At 69.0% G+C, this 16,646-nt stretch carries 15 protein-coding genes; 9 read left to right on the forward strand and 6 right to left on the reverse strand.

Annotated features, from left to right (window positions below; translation table 11 throughout):
* Positions 1-10: 10 nt before the first annotated feature.
* Both ACYVLP_RS13590 and ACYVLP_RS13595 read right to left on the reverse strand, forming a co-directional pair.
* Positions 11-1,081: a glycosyltransferase family 2 protein gene (locus ACYVLP_RS13590; protein WP_460627880.1), complete on the reverse strand. Its 1,071-nt coding sequence runs from the start codon at positions 1,079-1,081 to the stop codon at positions 11-13.
* 36 nt (positions 1,082-1,117) lie between these two features.
* A complete protein-coding gene (locus tag ACYVLP_RS13595) occupies positions 1,118-1,522 on the reverse strand; it encodes a GtrA family protein (protein ID WP_460627881.1) in 405 nt (134 codons plus the stop codon).
* Positions 1,523-1,562: 40 nt separating this feature from the next.
* On the opposite strand from ACYVLP_RS13595, the gene rffA reads away from it, so the two are divergent.
* Together rffA and ACYVLP_RS13605 are read left to right on the forward strand one after the other, a co-directional pair.
* A complete protein-coding gene (gene rffA, locus ACYVLP_RS13600; RefSeq protein ID WP_460627882.1) occupies positions 1,563-2,705 on the forward strand; it encodes a dTDP-4-amino-4,6-dideoxygalactose transaminase in 1,143 nt (380 codons plus the stop codon).
* Between the two features lie 11 nt (positions 2,706-2,716).
* Complete coding sequence (locus tag ACYVLP_RS13605) at positions 2,717-3,511, forward strand: GNAT family N-acetyltransferase (protein ID WP_460627883.1); 795 nt, start codon at positions 2,717-2,719, stop codon at positions 3,509-3,511.
* Here the strand turns inward: ACYVLP_RS13605 and ACYVLP_RS13610 are convergent.
* Complete coding sequence (locus ACYVLP_RS13610) at positions 3,508-4,767, reverse strand: hypothetical protein (protein WP_460627884.1); 1,260 nt, start codon at positions 4,765-4,767, stop codon at positions 3,508-3,510. The genes ACYVLP_RS13605 and ACYVLP_RS13610 overlap by 4 nt on opposite strands.
* An 80-nt stretch (positions 4,768-4,847) precedes the next feature.
* Entirely contained in the window at positions 4,848-5,102 is a 255-nt protein-coding gene (locus tag ACYVLP_RS13615) for a hypothetical protein (RefSeq protein ID WP_460627885.1), read from the reverse strand.
* Between the two features lie 238 nt (positions 5,103-5,340).
* On the opposite strand from ACYVLP_RS13615, the gene nhaA reads away from it, so the two are divergent.
* The 7 genes from nhaA to ACYVLP_RS13650 all read left to right on the forward strand — a co-directional run bounded on the left by nhaA (position 5,341) and on the right by ACYVLP_RS13650 (position 14,462).
* A complete protein-coding gene (gene nhaA / locus ACYVLP_RS13620) occupies positions 5,341-6,711 on the forward strand; it encodes a Na+/H+ antiporter NhaA (RefSeq protein ID WP_460627886.1) in 1,371 nt (456 codons plus the stop codon).
* A 128-nt stretch (positions 6,712-6,839) separates the two neighbouring features.
* A complete protein-coding gene (locus ACYVLP_RS13625; RefSeq protein WP_460627887.1) occupies positions 6,840-7,352 on the forward strand; it encodes a phage holin family protein in 513 nt (170 codons plus the stop codon).
* Positions 7,349-8,287 (forward strand): alpha/beta fold hydrolase, encoded by a 939-nt coding sequence (locus ACYVLP_RS13630; RefSeq protein ID WP_460627888.1) that lies wholly within the window; start codon positions 7,349-7,351, stop codon positions 8,285-8,287. Before ACYVLP_RS13625 ends, ACYVLP_RS13630 begins: the two co-directional genes overlap by 4 nt.
* Complete coding sequence (locus ACYVLP_RS13635; RefSeq protein WP_460627889.1) at positions 8,280-9,170, forward strand: serine hydrolase; 891 nt, start codon at positions 8,280-8,282, stop codon at positions 9,168-9,170. The genes ACYVLP_RS13630 and ACYVLP_RS13635 overlap by 8 nt, the downstream gene beginning before the upstream one ends.
* 205 nt (positions 9,171-9,375) lie before the next feature.
* Positions 9,376-13,404, forward strand: coding sequence for a S8 family serine peptidase (locus tag ACYVLP_RS13640; RefSeq protein WP_460627890.1), 4,029 nt, complete (start codon positions 9,376-9,378; stop codon positions 13,402-13,404).
* A gap of 474 nt (positions 13,405-13,878) precedes the next feature.
* Positions 13,879-14,103 carry a hypothetical protein gene (locus ACYVLP_RS13645; protein ID WP_460627891.1) on the forward strand — a complete coding sequence of 75 codons (225 nt, stop codon included), beginning with the start codon at positions 13,879-13,881 and terminating at the stop codon, positions 14,101-14,103.
* On the forward strand, positions 14,100-14,462 hold the full coding sequence (locus tag ACYVLP_RS13650) for a hypothetical protein (protein ID WP_460627892.1): 363 nt from the start codon (positions 14,100-14,102) through the stop codon (positions 14,460-14,462). The genes ACYVLP_RS13645 and ACYVLP_RS13650 overlap by 4 nt, the downstream gene beginning before the upstream one ends.
* 90 nt (positions 14,463-14,552) lie before the next feature.
* Here ACYVLP_RS13650 and ACYVLP_RS13655 read toward each other — a convergent pair whose 3' ends face one another.
* Positions 14,553-15,935, reverse strand: a complete 1,383-nt coding sequence (locus tag ACYVLP_RS13655) for a sensor histidine kinase (RefSeq protein WP_460627893.1) — start codon at positions 15,933-15,935, stop codon at positions 14,553-14,555.
* Positions 15,932-16,603, reverse strand: coding sequence for a response regulator transcription factor (locus ACYVLP_RS13660; protein ID WP_460627894.1), 672 nt, complete (start codon positions 16,601-16,603; stop codon positions 15,932-15,934). Before ACYVLP_RS13660 ends, ACYVLP_RS13655 begins: the two co-directional genes overlap by 4 nt.
* Positions 16,604-16,646: the final 43 nt, after the last annotated feature.

The following is a 16,646-nucleotide window of genomic DNA, read 5'->3' on the forward strand; positions in this document are numbered from 1 at the left end:
CTGGCCACGTTCAGCCCACGACCTCGTCGCGACTCTCGGGCTCGGACTCCAGCTCGGACCCTACGTATCGCTCTGCCAGTGCGTCCGCTATGGCGTCGTCATCAGCCTGCTCGACGATGGTCGGCAGCTCGATCCCGGGGACGCCGGCACGCGGGCCGTCGATGCGGCTGTCTTCCTTGATCAGGTACATCGGACGCTGCATCGACCGGAAGTGCAGCCTGCCGACGTACTCCCCGAGAATGGCGATGGAGAGCATGACTGCGCCGCACACGATGGCCAGGAGTGAGGCCAGCGTGGTGAAGCCGGCCACCTCGATGGAGCCCATCCAGTACCTGACGAGTACCGTCACCAACAGCGCGAAACCCAGGACCGAGCAGAGAAAGCCCATCCACGCGACGAGCTTCAGCGGTGCCGTCCCATAGCCCGTGACCATGTTCATGGCGTGTCGGGCCAGGCCCATGAAGGTGTAGGCCGACTGCCCGACCGCCCGGTGTGCCATCCGAACGGGCACCCGCCGGACCGAGGTCGTCGTCCAGCTGAGCAGCACGTCCACCGAGGCGAACGGGTCGGCGACATGGGCAAAGCCGTCCCGAAGGTCGGTCCGGAAGGCTCGCAAGGCACTGACGTCGCGAGCGTTCGGCACTCCGGCAACCGCCAGGCCGCCCTTGACCAGCCGAGAGGCCAGGGAGCGGGCAAAACCGTGCTCTTCGACGTCGCCAACGCCGTACACCAGGTCCACCAAGGGGTTCTGCAGGGGCTCGAGAAGCTTTCCGAGCTCCTCCGGCAGATGCTGCAGATCGTCGTCCATCGTGACGGTGACCTCGAACCTCGACCGCGAGAGGCCCGCGAGTATCGCGTTGTGCTGGCCGTAGTTCCGGCGCAGGAGCAGACTCCGGACGGTGCGCGGATGCTGACGCTCGAGACGTCGGGCCACGGCATACGTATCATCCGGCGAACCGTCGACGACGAGGATCACCTCGAAGTCGTCCGTCCACGCGGGCAGGGCACAGTGGAGCCTTTCAACAAGGTCCGGGAGTGTCTCCCTGGAGCGATAGCACGGAACGACGACCGACACCTTCATCGGATCAGTATCGACGCGAACCCGCTCGCCCGCCGGTCAACGGTGACTCCGGCGGAAACTGAGCCGCAGATGGCTCAGGAACGAGACCCCGGCGACGACCAGGATGGCAAGGAGCTGGGCGATCCATGGGTCCATCCGGACCAGCTCCACGAGAATCGGTGTGGCGACGGCACCCAGGATCGCGCCTCCCGCCCATACGCCGACAAACCGTGTGAAGTCGACAAATACGGTACTTCCTGGGCCGAAGACGAGGGACCGGTAGGCGACAAAGGCCACCGGGATGACCACCGCTTGCGCGCACGCGATCGACACCATGTAGGGCAGGTCGGTCGTCAGGAACAGCTTGAGCACCCCGAGGTATCCAAGCGTGGTCGCTCCCGCGACCACGACGTACCGGATGGGCAAGGCGCCACTTCGGCCGCCCTGAGAGGGTGTCAGCACCCTGCGAGACTAGGCCCTGGCACGATGCAAGACTGGCGCCGTGGAGCGAATCATGTTCTCGGCGCCGTACCGAACCGGCCTGGAGCAGGAATACCTCGCCGAGGTGCTGGCATCGACGCACTGGCATGGCGACGGCAGTTTCACCCAGCGAGCAACAGAGTGGCTGGTCACATATACGGCGGCCTCGGCAGCCACCCTGACGACATCCGGGACCCACGCTCTCGAGATGGCTGCGTTGCTCCTGGACCTGGGGCCGCACGACGAGGTGCTTGTTCCGGCATTCACGTTCTCGTCGACTGCCAGCGCAGTGGCCCTCCGCGGCGCCACTCCGGTATTCGTGGACATATCACCTGACACGCTCAACATCGACCCCGACAAGGCCGGGGACGCCATCACACCCCGGACCAAGGCAGTCTTCGCGTTGCACTACGGCGGGGTCTCGGCCGACATGACAAGGATCATGTCGCTGGCGGGCGACCACGCACTGGACGTCGTCGAGGACAACGCGCATGGTCTCGGCGCATTCAGCGGCCAGCGGCACCTGGGCACGTTCGGAACCTTCGGCATTCAGAGCTGGCACGACACGAAGAACATCACGTCCGGCGAGGGCGGGGCCCTGCTCATCAACGATGCCTCGTATCTCGAGCGAGCCAACGTCATTCGTGAGAAGGGCACGAATCGTACGGCGTTCCTCCGTGGAGCCGTCGACAAGTACACCTGGGTCGATCACGGGTCGTCGTATCTGCCCAGCGAGCTGCTCGCCGCCGTGCTCCTCGCACAGTTCGAGAGCTTCGAGCTGATCCAGGCCCGACGCCATGCTGTCTGGGACCACTATGCATCCGCTCTTCCCGACTGGGCGGGCGCGGTCGGAGCGCGTCTCATGGCGGTACCGGAGGGATGCCGCCACAGCGCACACCTGTTCTATGTCGTGATGCCCGAGGCCGAGGATCAGCAAGGGCTCATCGACCACCTCGCTTCACACGACATCGTTGCCACCTTCCACTACCAGCCGCTGGACTCGTCCCCTGCCGGACTCGCCCTCGGTCGCGCGCCCGAGCCCTGCCGGGTGACTCAGAACGTCGCCGCCAGACTTGTCCGGCTCCCCCTTCATGCTGGGATGTCTGTCGACGACGCGCGACGGGTGACTGAGGTCATGTGCGCCTACCGAACCCGACGCCGATGACATGGGCGTCCTTGAGTGGTGACGAGCTCGGCTTCCGAGCCAGTCCCCTGGAGTCCTCTCGCTTCGGAGTCACCGTCGGTCGGCTGAGCGTCGGGTGGGACGGTGAGGAGCAGAAGGCAGCCGAGTTCGTCGCGACGGTCTTGAGCTCAGCCCAGGAAGAGCTGGTCATCGGGCGATGGCCAAGCCGGATGCTCACGCTCGGTGCGGTGGCCGCACAGTCGGGTCGTGCGGTCCTCCATGCCGATGCGCTCGTCTACTGGGAGGCGCCTCCAGCGGTCGTGCTGAACGCAACGGAGGCCACGCCGGACCCGACCATCCACGTCGGTCCCGCGTCGTCCGATCCGGAAACGGCCGTCGAGGCGGTCCGAATGATCGTGGAGGACTCGTTCCAGGCATATGGCAACCACTACCTCGCGAACCCCGACCTCTCTGCCGAGGCCGCGCTCGCGGGATACGTCGAGTGGGCTGAGCGGACGCTCGAGGACCGCCCCGATGATGTGATGCTCATGCGCGTCGACGGACGGCCCCTGGGCGTCGCGACCCTGATCTTCGACCGGGATGCGGACGACCTGGAGATCGAGCTCGCCGGTCTTGCTCGGTCGGCCCAGGGAAAGGGGCTCTACGGTCGGCTTCTTGGCGAGTGCGCTCGCCAGGCAGCATCCCGCGGATCCCGCAGGCTGTTGATCTCCACCCAGGTCCAGAACATTCGTGTCCAGCGTCTGTGGTCGCGTGCCGGCATGGTGCCGTTCGCGGCATTCGACACCGTGCACGCCACGACACCGTCCATGGCGAGCGGTGCGACCTAGGGGTAGGTCGACGGACCGGTCGTCGTGTAGATGAACACCCGCGTGATCCACACGTACTGTGCGACCAGGAAAAGGAGAATGACCAAGACCAGCGGCAGCCATCGCATCAGCCGGTGGTACCGAGCTGGCACCACAGCACTGGGCATCTCGACGAACGGCCACAGCGGCGCGATGCTCAACATGAGGTACCGCACAATGCTGGGACTGGGTCGTGATGCGGCAAGCAGGTAGAGAGGATAGGCCAGCCCCCAGCCCCTCAGCTCGACTTCCCAGCTCCGGGCACCAGGCCGTAGCGCAATCATGACGACAGCCAGGCTGATCGCTACTGCGCCTATGGTCGCCGGCGCCAACGAGAGAGCATCGGCAAACCATCCTCCGCCAAGGGGACCGCTTCCGACCTGGTTCACCGGCCACGCGGAAAGCGTGTCCAGATAGGCATTCGGATGCCCCGAGGCAATGCCGGCGATGAGAGGCCACAGACCCAGGAGCAGTCCGGTCACGGCGGCCGTGGCGACAACCACCACCCGATCACGCGTCGTGAACCCACGACCCTCGGAGCGGAGGCGCACCAGACCGTGGACCAGAATGACGACCGCCAGCGGAAGCACGATCGGTCGGGTGAGCGACAGGCCGAACGCGGCCAAGACGACGAGCGAGTACCTCCGCCGGCTGAGGGCGAACAACGCAGCGACGACCAGCAGGAGGGCCAAGCTCTCGGCGTAGGCAGTCTGAAACAGCACCGCGGTCGGATATGCACACAGGCAGGCCAGAAGCGCTCCGGCGTTGAACGCCCCCGCTCGTGGAAGCACCAGACGATAGAGCATCACCATCGCCACTGCCCCGAGACCGATGCTCAACATCCACGCGCAGACCGTGAACGGCAGCGAGGTGACGTACATGAGTCCGCGCACGAGCATCGGATAAAGGGGCAGGAACGCCCATGCGTTCTGAGTGACCTTTCCGTCCACCATGGGAATGGGCACCGGATAGCCGTTGGTGGCGATCGAGTGGAACCACTGCCCGTCCCAGTTCGCGATGACGCCGAAGTATCCCGGCGCCGCCGCCATGGGGAGGCTCGAACCGGAGTCGGCCCCATTCTGACCGACCGCGATCTGGTGGGCGCCGCCGATGGACAGGAGGATCGCAGAGACGGAACCGAAGGTCGCGAAGATCCCGAGCGGCACAAGGGTGGCCCGGTCGCGCGCGATCGCCAGGATGGCCTGACGTAGTGATCTGCGGTGAGTCGGCGTGGTCATCGGGGCGACCCTATGCAGTCGGCGCAGGTCCCGTGACCGGTTCGGGCAGGTTCGACACAGAACAGGGTGTGCGGCTTCCGCTATGCCGTGCGGCCGTCCGACTTCGGGGACTTGCGGGACCGGCTGAACCAGCCCCCCGAGTGGGCCTTGGCCTGCGCCGAGCGCTTCGCCTCGTCCTCACGGACCTGCTGGAGCATCGTTTTCGGCGTAGGCGGTGGCCACTTCTCCGCTCGCGGGTCCGTGGTGTCCATGTAGAACTCGGTCCAGCCGTAGTCGTCGCGATAGCGCAGCTTGCCATCGCCGACGTAGTACCAGCCTGCAGGTTTCTCGGTCATGCCTCTCCCCCGAGCGCACGTTGACGGACAGGACTCACCCCCCAGTCGCCCAATGTAGAGCCCGCAGCCCCGTCGAACCAGCACTGTCGCAATAGTCGCTTTCAGATGTACCGGCCGAGCCACGCGAGCCCGTCGATAGACTCGACGCGGCTCCTCGCGCTCCCTGCGGCGACGCGCGAGCCATGGTGTGCCGGGAAGTCTGGTCGGCGATCACGCACCCATCCGCTCGGAGGCTTCCATGGCAAGCGACCCGCACGCGTCGCCCGAGCGGCATACGCCGCCAGAGCGGCATACGTCGCCGGAACGCCTGCTGCGCCGCGGGACGTGGCACGAGGCCCGCTACGTCGCCGACCTCCTTCGCGCCGAGACCGTGGGCGGCGCGCTGTTGCTCGGGGCCGCACTGCTTGCCATCGTCTGGGCCAACTCCCCCTGGCGGGAGTCGTATGCCGCTCTCGGCGACATCGTCGTCGGCCCCCCTGGGCTCCACCTCGACCTCAGCCTCAGCGCCTGGGCCGCCGACGGCCTGCTCGCGGTCTTCTTCCTCGTCGCCGGGATCGAGCTGAAGCGCGAGTTCGTCGCCGGTGACCTCGCCGACCGGAGAAAGGCAGCCCTACCCATCGCCGCGGCGGCGTGCGGTGTCGCGCTCCCCGCGATCCTGTACGTCATCACGGTGCTGACGCTGACCCGAGGCGACAGCGCGACCGACGTCGGCGGCATACTGCGCGGCTGGGCGACGCCCACGGCGACCGACATCGCGTTCGCGCTCGCGGTCCTCGCCGTCATCGGGACGCACCTGCCGAGCGCCTTGCGGTCGTTCCTGCTCACCCTGGCTGTCGTCGACGACCTCATCGCGATCACGATCATCGCGCTGTTCTACACGGAGTCGGTCAAGGTGCTCTGGCTCCTGGCCGCGGTCCTCCCGCTTGCCGCATGGCGGATCCTGCTGAAGCGCAAGCTGACCAACCCGTTCCTGCTCGCCGTCCCAGCGGTCCTCGCCTGGGTGTGCGTGCACTCCAGCGGTGTCCACTCGACCGTCGCAGGCGTGCTGCTCGGCCTGCTGGTCCCGGTCAACCGCGAGCATGAGGACGACCCGGACCGTCACTCGCTGGCAGAGCGGATGGAGCACCGGATCAGGCCGTTCTCGGCTGGGATCGCGGTCCCGGTGTTCGCGTTCTTCGCGGCCGGGGTGACCGTCGTCGGCGGCGGTCTGGCCGCCGCGTTCCACGACCCGGCAGCCATCGCCGTCATCGTCGGGCTGGTCGCCGGCAAGGCGGTCGGAGTCTTCGGTGGCACCTGGACGGTCGCGCGGTTCACCCGCGCCGAGCTCGACGAGGACCTCTCCTGGACCGACGTCCTCGGCCTGTCGCTGCTTGCCGGCGTCGGCTTCACCGTCAGCCTGCTGATCAGCGAGCTTGCGTTCGGCAGCGGCACCGCGCGGGACGAGCACGTCAAGCTGGCGGTGCTGGCCGGGAGCCTGCTGGCCTCCCTCCTCGCTGCGGTCGTCCTGCGCATCCGCAACGCGCACTATCGCCGCGTCGAGGTCCGCGAGACCGCCGACCGCGACCACGACGGCATCCCCGACGTGTACGAGACGGAGGAGTCCGCGTGAGGACCATTGTTGTTCCTGGTCGGCCCCCGCTGGCGCCGCCTGCCATGTCTGGGTATGGCGAGCACAGTAGGGTGGCTTTCGGCGGGCGTACTTCGCGCCTCGCGACCCGAGCACCGAGGAAGTGAGCGATGAGCACCGATCCCCGGCAGGAGCGGACCCTCGGCCAGCTGGTCGCGTCCGCGACCCAGGACATCTCCCTGCTCGTGCGCAGCGAGATCGCCCTGGCCAAGGCGGAGATCTCGGTCCAGCTCAAGAAGGCCGGCACCGGTGGTGGGCTGCTCGCCGCGGCCGCCGTCATCGTCTTCTACTCCGTCTACTTCATCTTCACCACGATCGCCGAAGGGCTGAAGGCGCTCGGCCTCCCGGCCTGGGCGGCATACCTCATCGTCACGGTCTTCATGCTGCTCGTCGCCGCGCTGCTCGCCTGGCTCGGCGTGCGCAAGCTGAAGACGGTCAACCCCACGCCTGAGAAGACGATCGCCAGCACCCAGCAGACGATCGAGGGCATCAAGGCTGCGACCGAGCACCCGGGCACCGTTGTCCCGGCGCCCCGCCCGCCGTGGGACCAGCCCAACCTCCCGCAAGCGACGGCCGCCGCGCCCGCGACGCCGCCCGCACCTGACCCATCCCGCGACGCTTGACCGATCTCCGAAACCACCAGCCGATGCCGGTCGACGCCGCCTTCGTCAACATCGAGGGCCCGTGGGAGCACCGCTACGTGTCGGCCAACGGCGCGCGCTTCCACGTCGCGGAGCTGGGCGACGGGCCGCTCGTGCTCCTGCTGCACGGCTTCCCGCAGTTCTGGTACACGTGGCGCCACCAGCTGGTGGCGCTCGCCAGTGCCGGCTACCGCGCCGCGGCGATGGACCTGCGCGGCTACGGCGGCTCCGACAAGCCTCCCCGCGGATACGACACGTACATGTCGACGCTCGACACCGCGAGTGTCGTGCGGGCCCTCGGCGAGAAGGACGCCGTGATCGTCGGCCAGGGGCTCGGCGGCTGGGTCACGTGGTGCATGCCGACCTTCCGCCCCGACGTCACGCGCGCCGTCGCCTCCCTGTCGATGCCGCACCCGCGGATCATGCGCAGAGCCACGTGGAGCGACCGCAAGCAGCGGCGCGCATCGGGGTGGATCGCCGCGATGCAGAAGCCGTTCGCTCCGGAGCGCGAGATGACCCGCTCGCACGACTACGTCGAGCGCCTGATGCGTTCCTGGGCCTCCCCCCTCGGGACGTACCCGACCGATGAGGACATCGCGCGCTACGGCGACGGCATGATGATCCCCTTCGTCGCACACTCCGCCGCCGAGCACTACCGGTGGCTGGGCCGCTCGTCCGTCCGACCCGACGGACCGATCTTCATGCGTCGCATCCGGCACGCCGTCCGCGTGCCGGTGCTGCAGCTGCAGGGGTCCGACGACGGGTGCGTCCTGGCCGCGGCGACGCACGGGTCCGGCGCGTTCGTGCCGGGCGACTATCGCAGCATCACGATCGACGGCGCCGGGCACTTCCTCTCCGAGGAGGCTCCCGAGAAGGTCAGCGCTGCCCTGGTCTCATGGCTGGACTCCCTTGCCTGACTTGGATTTCGACCTTCCAGACGCCGGCGGCGTCACCTGGTCGGTGTGCGTCCGGCGCGTCGAGGTGGAGCCGGGACAGGGGACTCGGAGAGCTCGCTCGACGAGCCCACTGGACTCCGGAATGCCGCTCGGCCTCGTGGGCGGCGACGTGCCCTTGCGCACCGCGTCCGTGGGCAAGGTGCTGCTGCTCATCGAGACTGCACGCGCCATCGCGGCGGGCGAGCTGTCGCCCGACGAGCCGCTCACCCGGACGGTCGACCTGTGGGTCGGTGACTCGGGGCTGTGGCACACCCTCTCGGTCGAGACCCTCCCGCTCATCGACGTCGCGGCGCTCATCGGCGCCGTGTCCGACAACCTCGCGACGAACGTCCTGCTGCGCCGGGTCGGGCTCGCCGAGGTCGCAGCGCGCGCGACGGCCCTCGGGCTGCGCGCGACCGCCTTGCACGACCGGGTGCGCGACGTGCGGTCGGCCGAGCACCCGGCGACGCTCTCCACCGGCACCGCCATCGAGCTGAGTGCGCTGATGAGCCGGGTGGCCGCCGGCGCTGCGGCGAGCCCCGAGGCGGATCGCCTTGTGCGCCAGTGGCTCTCGGCAAACGTCGACCAGTCGATGGTCGGGTCCGCGCTGGTGGAGCAAGGTGGCATGGACCCGATCGCACACCATGTCTCGCTCGGAGGCACTCCACTGCTGTGGAACAAGACAGGGACGGACTCGGGCGTCCGGGCCGATGTCGGCGGAGTCACGGTCGGCGACCGCACGGTGACGTGGGCCGCCATAGCCAACTGGGAGCCCGCGACCGGCACGAGACTCGAGCCGCTCACCGTCTGGGCCGTGCTCCGCGGCATGCGCCACATCGGCGAGAAGGTGCTCTCCACTCTCTGAGCGCCCGCCGTCGACCTTTCCGCAGTCACCCATCATGCGGGGACCGTCAGACATACAAGGTCCGTCGCCGCGCCGCAGCCGAGCACGGCTCGGCGGCAAAGCCAGTGGATGGTATGTCCGAGCGAACCTGCCCACGCTCGACGCGCTGAGGTCACCTTCTTCTGGCAGACTTCGCTCGCCAACTCACCGAAACAGGGGCCCCTTCATGCTCAGTCGCCGCTCACTTGCGGCTGCCCTGACGGCCGCGCTCGCCGCGCCCGTCCTGGCCGTCTCCACCTCAGCAGCCGTCGCGTCTTCGTCGCCGACCGCCACCAGCACCGCCACCAGCACCGCCACCAGCACCGCCGCCGGCACCGCCGCCGGCACCGCCGCCGGCACCGCCACTACAGCCGGCGCGCCGGCCGCCGGCACGCCGCCGGGCAACCGCCTGCACGCCAAGCCGCTGCCGCGTCCCCATCGCGGGAAGACCGAACCCAGGAAGCACGCCAAGGGCACGGTGCTCGTCGAGTTCAAGAAGTCCGCCTCGCAGGCGTCCCGCGACAAGGCGGTCAGGGGCCGTGGGGCCAAGGCCGTCGGCAGGCTGGCGGGCACTGGCGTCGTCGAGCTGCAGACGAGCGGCTCCGCTGAAGACCTCGCGAGCCGCCTGCGCGCCGACAGCCATGTCGCCAAGGTCAGCCTCGACTACATCCGTACGGCGTCCGTCGCGCCCAACGACCTCGCCTATGCCTACGGCGACCAGCCGTACCTCAACACCGTGCGTATGCCGTCTGCCTGGGACCGCCAGAAGGGCTCGACCTCCCAGGTCATTGCCGTCGTCGACACCGGTGTGTATGGCGGGCACCCGGACCTCGCGGGCCGGGTGCTCGCCGGGTTCAACGCCATCACCGACACGGCCATCGCGGCCGGTGCCGCGAGCGACGACAACGGCCATGGCTCGATGGTCGCCGGCATCGCGGGCGCCAACACCAACAACACCGAGGGCATCGCCGGCGTCGCCTGGAACGCCCGCATCATGCCGGTGAAGGTGCTCGACGCGCAGGGCGACGGCACCGACTCCGACGTCATCCAGGGCATCCGCTGGGCCGCCGACCACGGCGCGAAGGTCATCAACCTCTCGCTCGGCGGCGCCGACGACAGCCCGTTCCTGCACGACGCCGTGACGTATGCCGTCGCGAAGGGCGCCGTGGTCGTGGCTGCCGCGGGCAACACCGGAGCGGACCAGCCTGAGTACCCGGCGGCATACCCCGAGGTGGTCGCTGTCGCCGCCACCGACAAGGACGGCCGCCTGACCGACTTCTCGACGCACGGCGACTGGGTCGACGTCGCGGCGCCGGGCTTCGACATCGTGTCGACGTGGCGCACCTACGACTACTACATCGGCGGGGGAACGTCCTTCTCCGCACCGATCGTCTCGGGCATCGCGGCGCTCGTCCGTGCGCAGTACCCCACGTACACACCCGCGCAGGTCGCTGCCCGACTCAAGACGACTGCCCGCGACGCGGGCCCGAGAGGGATCGACCCCTATTACGGCGCAGGCATCGTCGACGCGACGTATGCCGTCGGGGGCACGTGGGCGGCCGACTTTGCACAGCCTGCGCTCGGGTCGAACGAGCCCAACGACGTCCCGGCTCGCGCCACGGTGATGACGGGCGCGACGTCCGGCACCATGGGCGCCGAAGGTGACGTCGACTGGTACCGCTACGAGTCGACGAGCGAGGGGCCCGTCGCGGTGACGGTGACCCCCGGGCAGGGCTCCGTAGACATCAGCATGGCCTTCGACGCCGTCCTCGCCGTCTACGACTCGAACCTCAGGCTCGTCGGAGAGGTGGATGGCGAGTACGCCGGCGATGCCGAGTCGTTGAAGTTCATGATCGGTCGCGGCACCTACTACGTATCCGTCCGCAACTTCAACGGCGCGCGTGACCCGCTCCCCTACTCCCTCACCATCGCCAACACCGGCATGGGCCTCTTCCAGCTGCCCTGGCACGTGCCGATCGCTGAGTGGCAGGCGGTGAAGGGCACCACCGTCGCCGACGTCACGGGAGAGGGCCGCAAGGACATCGTCGCCATCCTCGGCTACACCGGCTACGCGCACGCCGGCGACATCTACGTGGTCCCGTCGGCAGGCAACGCGATGATCGGGTCACCCGTGCCCTACGTCACCAAGGAGCGCTCGACCCCGAACAGCCTCGCTGTCGGCGACGTCGACGGCGACGGCAAGCAAGACGTGGTGGTAGGGACGGCGCTGGGCGTCCAGGTGCTGCGCCAGGAGTACGCCGGCCTGTCCGCGGCCGAAGTCCTTCCGGACACGGCGGGCACGGAACGCATCGCGGTGGCCGACCTCAACGGCGATGGCTTGCTTGACATCGTCACGGGCCGACGCGGTACCGACAGCGGCACCGACACGATGCGCATCGTCGCGCTGCTGCGTCAGCAAGATTCGACGTACGCACCAGTCGACATCGGGGCTGCAGCTCCGTGGTCCACGACGTACGACCTCGCGGTGGGCGACATCGACGGAGACTCTCGGCCCGACATCGTCACGCTGCACGGATCGTCCGTCGTGGTGCGCCACAACACAGCCGACGGCTGGACCGAGGCGACCACCACGCTGGACAACCTCGGGTCAGGCCAGGGCCTCGAGCTCTTCGATGCGAACGGTGACGGCCGCCTCGACATCGTGACCAGCTCGACCCACGACACCCCGCACCTCGATGTCATGACCCAGGGCGCCGACGGCACCCTGGGAGCGCCGAACTCGGTCCCGGTGAGCAGCAACCCGAACGACCTCGGCGCCGGGGACATCGACGGGGACGGCACAGCCGACCTTGTGCTCGTCCATGGATCTCGGCCCGGCCTGAGTGTCGTCCCGCGCGTCGGCACTGGCCTTGGCGTGCCGGTCGAGACGTCTGTCCCGGGCCTCGTCGAGCACGGCGTGGGCGAGGTGTCTGCAGGCGACGTCACCGGCGACGGGAAGGTCGACGTGACCATGCCCGGGGACTACGGCGTCGATCTCATGGTCAACGCAACCGGGATCGCACCTGGTCACGACCAGCTGTGGGTTCGCAGCACGACGCCGTCCGACTTCGGCTCGGGCATGACGCTCACCTACACACCGACCGTCACGTTCCAGCGGGACGTTGACCCGACATCGGTGACGAGCACCACGGTCGGCCTGCTCAACGGCCGCACCGGGGCCCGGGTCGCCGCCTCGGTCAGCTACGACCCGTCGACCAAGGTCGCGACGATCACCCCGGCGTCTCCGCTCTACGACGCGGCGGCATACCGGCTGCTCGTCTCGGGGGTGAAGGACACCGACGGCAACCAGATGACGACGCTGTTCACCTCCACCTTCCGGACGACAGACGTGACGCCGCCCGCAGTCGGCAGCTTCACGGCGACCGGCGCACTCCGGGCCGCGACGCTGGCGTGGAAGGCGCCGGCGATCACGGATCTCGACGGCTACATCGTGCGGATGGCCACTGGCGCCACCCCGCCCGCGGACGTCAGCTCCGGCACAGCGCTCTATTCGGGCACCAGCACGGCGATGACCGCGAGCAACCTCACCGGCACCGCCTACTCCTTCCGTATCTGGGTCAAGGACCGCGCGGGCAAGCTGAGTCCTGCCGCGTCGGCCAAGCTCGTGGGCACAGCGGTGTCGATGACCTCGAACGTCACCTCCCTGACCTCGGGCGGTTCGGTCACGGTGAGCGGCAAGGTCACCCGGCGTGACACGGGTGCCGCGATCGCCGGCGCCCCGGCGGAGCTCTACTGGCGCCGGGTCGGGACGACCACGTGGACCCTTACCGCGACGCGCACGTCGAGCTCGACCGGTGCCGTGTCCTTCGCGCACAAGCCGACCGCCTCCGTCGACTACATGTGGGTGTACCGCGGGTCGACCGCCTACGTCGGCTCCAGCAGCGCCCTGCGACGGGTCGGGGTCAAGACGGCGGTGACCGCCACGGCGAGCCGGACGTCGGTCGGCCTGGGCGGCACGTTCACGCTGACCGGGTCCGTGTCGCCCACTCACGCGGGCAAGACGGTCTACCTCCAGCGGTATGCCGGTAGCGGCACGTGGACGACCGTGACGAGCAGGGCGCTCAGCTCGACGAGCACCTACTCGTTCTCGGTCAAGCCGACCGCCCGCGGCACGGCGACCTACCGGGTCTACAAGCCGGCGGACACCGACCATCTCGCCGGCTACAGCGCCAACCGGGCCGTCAAGGTCACCTGACGCGTCTCGCCCCGTGGAGCTGGCCACTCGACCGCAGAGCAGCTGCGTCGAGTGGTCAGTCCGCATGGGCCGCCCTCACCCCGGCGGACCGGTTGGCGAGGGCTACGCGGGTGATGATGCGCTGTCACACGACGTCGTCGCGGACGCGGGCGTCGCGGTAAAGCCGACCAGCAGCGCGGCCGAGGTTCCAGATACAACACTCATGCCCAAACGCACGATTCGCCCCTATCCACTTCGTTCTGCCGAACACACGGAGAGGAGCTCCTCACTTGAACGCTAGTCCAACCAAATCGTCAGACACACGACGCGGGTACGACACTCCAGACACCGCGCGCACCACAACCGTTGCCAACTGGGTTCAGCATGTCCACCACCGGCACGTACGACATCTGGTGTCGCGAGGCTCGCCCGGCCCCACGCGGACGGAGCCCAAGTGGATCAGGTCTTGGACGAAGGGTGCCTAGCATGCAGCTCATGACAGGCGACATTTCGGTGACGGGGATCTTGTTCCTGGCGTTGGTCTGGTCCATCCCGATCCTGATCGGGTACTGGGTGATCCGTCTCGCGGTGCGCCACGGCGTGGCCGACGCAGTTAGCCGGCTGGATCGAGAAGGAAGCGCGCCGGGCGCCTCGAACACCCGCCAGGTGCGCACCCGGCCACCCGGCGGACTCTTCCCGTGGAAGGAACATCGACCATGACGGAGCCGAGCGGGGCGGCCGGTCCGGCGGTGCCGCCTCCGAAGCCGCGGAGCGAGCCGGCCAGCGAGGCCTTCGTTGTCTGGGTGGCTGTAGCCGCCGTCGTCGTGATGACGATCATGCTGGCCTGGATGCGCAACCAGCAGAGCGAGGAGCTCGAGAACCTCAGGTCCGAAGTCGGCTCGAGCCAGGAGGTGGTTTCGACTCCGATGGACCCCGAGGTCTGCTGGGTCATGGGCGCCAACGCCCACGCCACGGGCCGCGGTGTGCAGATGTCGCAGATGCTCTCGAAGGCCACGACGCTGACCGACTGCGTCATGCAGGCTCAGCGGGGGGCCCTCGGCCAGGGACCCGGCAACTAGCATCGCCGCGCAACCCCGACCGAGAAAGAGCCGCGAGACGACGAGACAGATCCGGGCGACACGCAAGGCGGCAGTGCCAGTCGACGCCCGCTACTCGACCTCGCCGTCGTCAGCCAGCGGCAGGTGAAGGGAAAACGTCGCTCCGCCTCCGGGCGTCTGGTCCACCGCCAACGTCCCGCCGTGCGACCGGACGATCTGGGTGACGAGCGCCAGGCCGAGCCCGAACCGCCGCCCCGCCCCGTCGTCCTTCGCCCGAGCAAACCGGCGCGTCAGGTGGCTGAGGTCTGCCGCGTCCACACCCGACCCTTGGTCCGCGACGTCCACCACCGCCTCACGTCCACGGGCCTCGACCCGCAGCTCCACCCTCGACCCGTCCGGCGAGTGCGCAATCGCGTTGTCCGCCAAGGCCAGCACCGCTCGACGCAGGCTCGAAGCGACGCCGTCGACGACGACCGGCCGACGGTGCGCGGCGTTCGGCCACGCGAGTGTCACGCCCGACTCTGCGGCATACGGCTCGAGCGACTGGCCGACCTGCTCCGCCACGTGGACGAGGTTCACCGCGTCCTTGGTCGCCTCGGTCGCGTCGAGCTGAGCCGACAGCAACAGGTCGGAGACGACATCGCTCATCACCTTCGTGTCAGCGACGAGCTGCTCGACCTCCTGCGCCTCCTCGTCGCGGCCGTTGGCGCGTAGCCGGCGCCGCAGCATCTGCGCGCGAATGCTGATGACCGACAGCGGAGTCCGCAGCTCGTGGCTGGCATCCGCGACGAACTGGCGCTGCAGCTCCAGCGCCTCGGCAAGCGGTCGCACCGCACGCCTGGCGGCAAGCAGGCCGACCACCGCCGACAGCGCCACGCCGATGAGTCCCGCCACCGCCATGGACAGCAGGAGGTTCCGCTCCTGCTGCTGGTGCAGCCTGATGTCGTAGACCGCGGCGAAGGTCGTGCCGTGCCGCTCGACGCCGGCGGTCGGCCAGTCCCGGCCGTCGGAGACGACGGAGATCATGTGCGGCTCGGACGAGCCTGATGCCGAGGCTCCCCCGGATGCGCTGCCGCCACCTCCCGCCGCGCCGGTCGTCCCACCGGAGCCACCGGAGCCACCGGAGCCACCGGAGCCACCGGAGCTACCGGACGCCGCGGTCGTCCCGGTCGAGCCATCCTGACCGCCCTCACGCTCGACCGCCGTCTGGACCGCGGCCACGATCGATGGCGGAGTGCCAGGGGTCGCGTTCGCACCGGACGGCGTCACCTCGACCAGCCAGATGCCGGGCGGCGCGTCGCCGACGTCGTCGACCGTCTGCGCCGCTGCGATCACCTGCCGCCGGATCTCCGTGGCCTGCTGCCGGTCGAACAGGATGCCCGCGCCCAGGATGGCCAGCAGCACCACGACCGCGGTCGTGATCCCGATGCGCGTCGCGATCGACCGGGCGGCTCTGGCGACCGGATCAGCTTTGGTGTCAGTCGATCTCGTCACTGCGCCCCTAACCGGTACCCAACTCCGTGGACCGTCTCGACCACGCCCTTGCCCAGCTTGCGGCGCAGGTAGTGCACGTACGTGTCGACGGCGCCGAGGGTGTCAGCGCGGTCGAACGCCCGGTCGAGCAGCTCCTCACGGGTGAACACCCGCCTCGGCCGGCGCGCCAGCACCTCGAGAAGCGCGGACTCCCGGCGCGACAGGACCACGTCCTGCCCGTTCCCGGTGACGCGCTGCTCCGCGACGACGAGCCGGCGCGTCCCGACGGCGAGCTCCGCCGACCCTGCCCCGAGCGGCCGGCGCAGCGCGCGCAGCCGGGCGAGCAGCTCGTCGACGTCGAACGGCTTGACGACATAGTCCTGAGCCCCCGCGTCCAGTCCCTCGACCCGGTCCGCGACGGTGCCCCGAGCGGTGAGGAACAGGACCGGCGCTGCGACACCCTTCGACCGGAGCCGCGCCACGAGGTCGACCCCCTCGATGCCGGGCAGGCCGCGGTCGACGACGAGAACGTCCCACGGCTCGACCAGGCCACGATGCAGGCCCGACTGTCCGTCGCGGACGACCGAGACGGCATACCCCTCCTCGGTGAGCAGCTGCTCGAGCATCACGGACAGCTGGGGGTCGTCCTCGACGAGCAGCAGTCGCGCGCCGAGCGTCAGGTCGTCCATGCGGCCCACGATCTCCCCTCCGTCTCATAACTTTCTGAGATCT

This window comes from Intrasporangium mesophilum, from assembly GCF_054783095.1.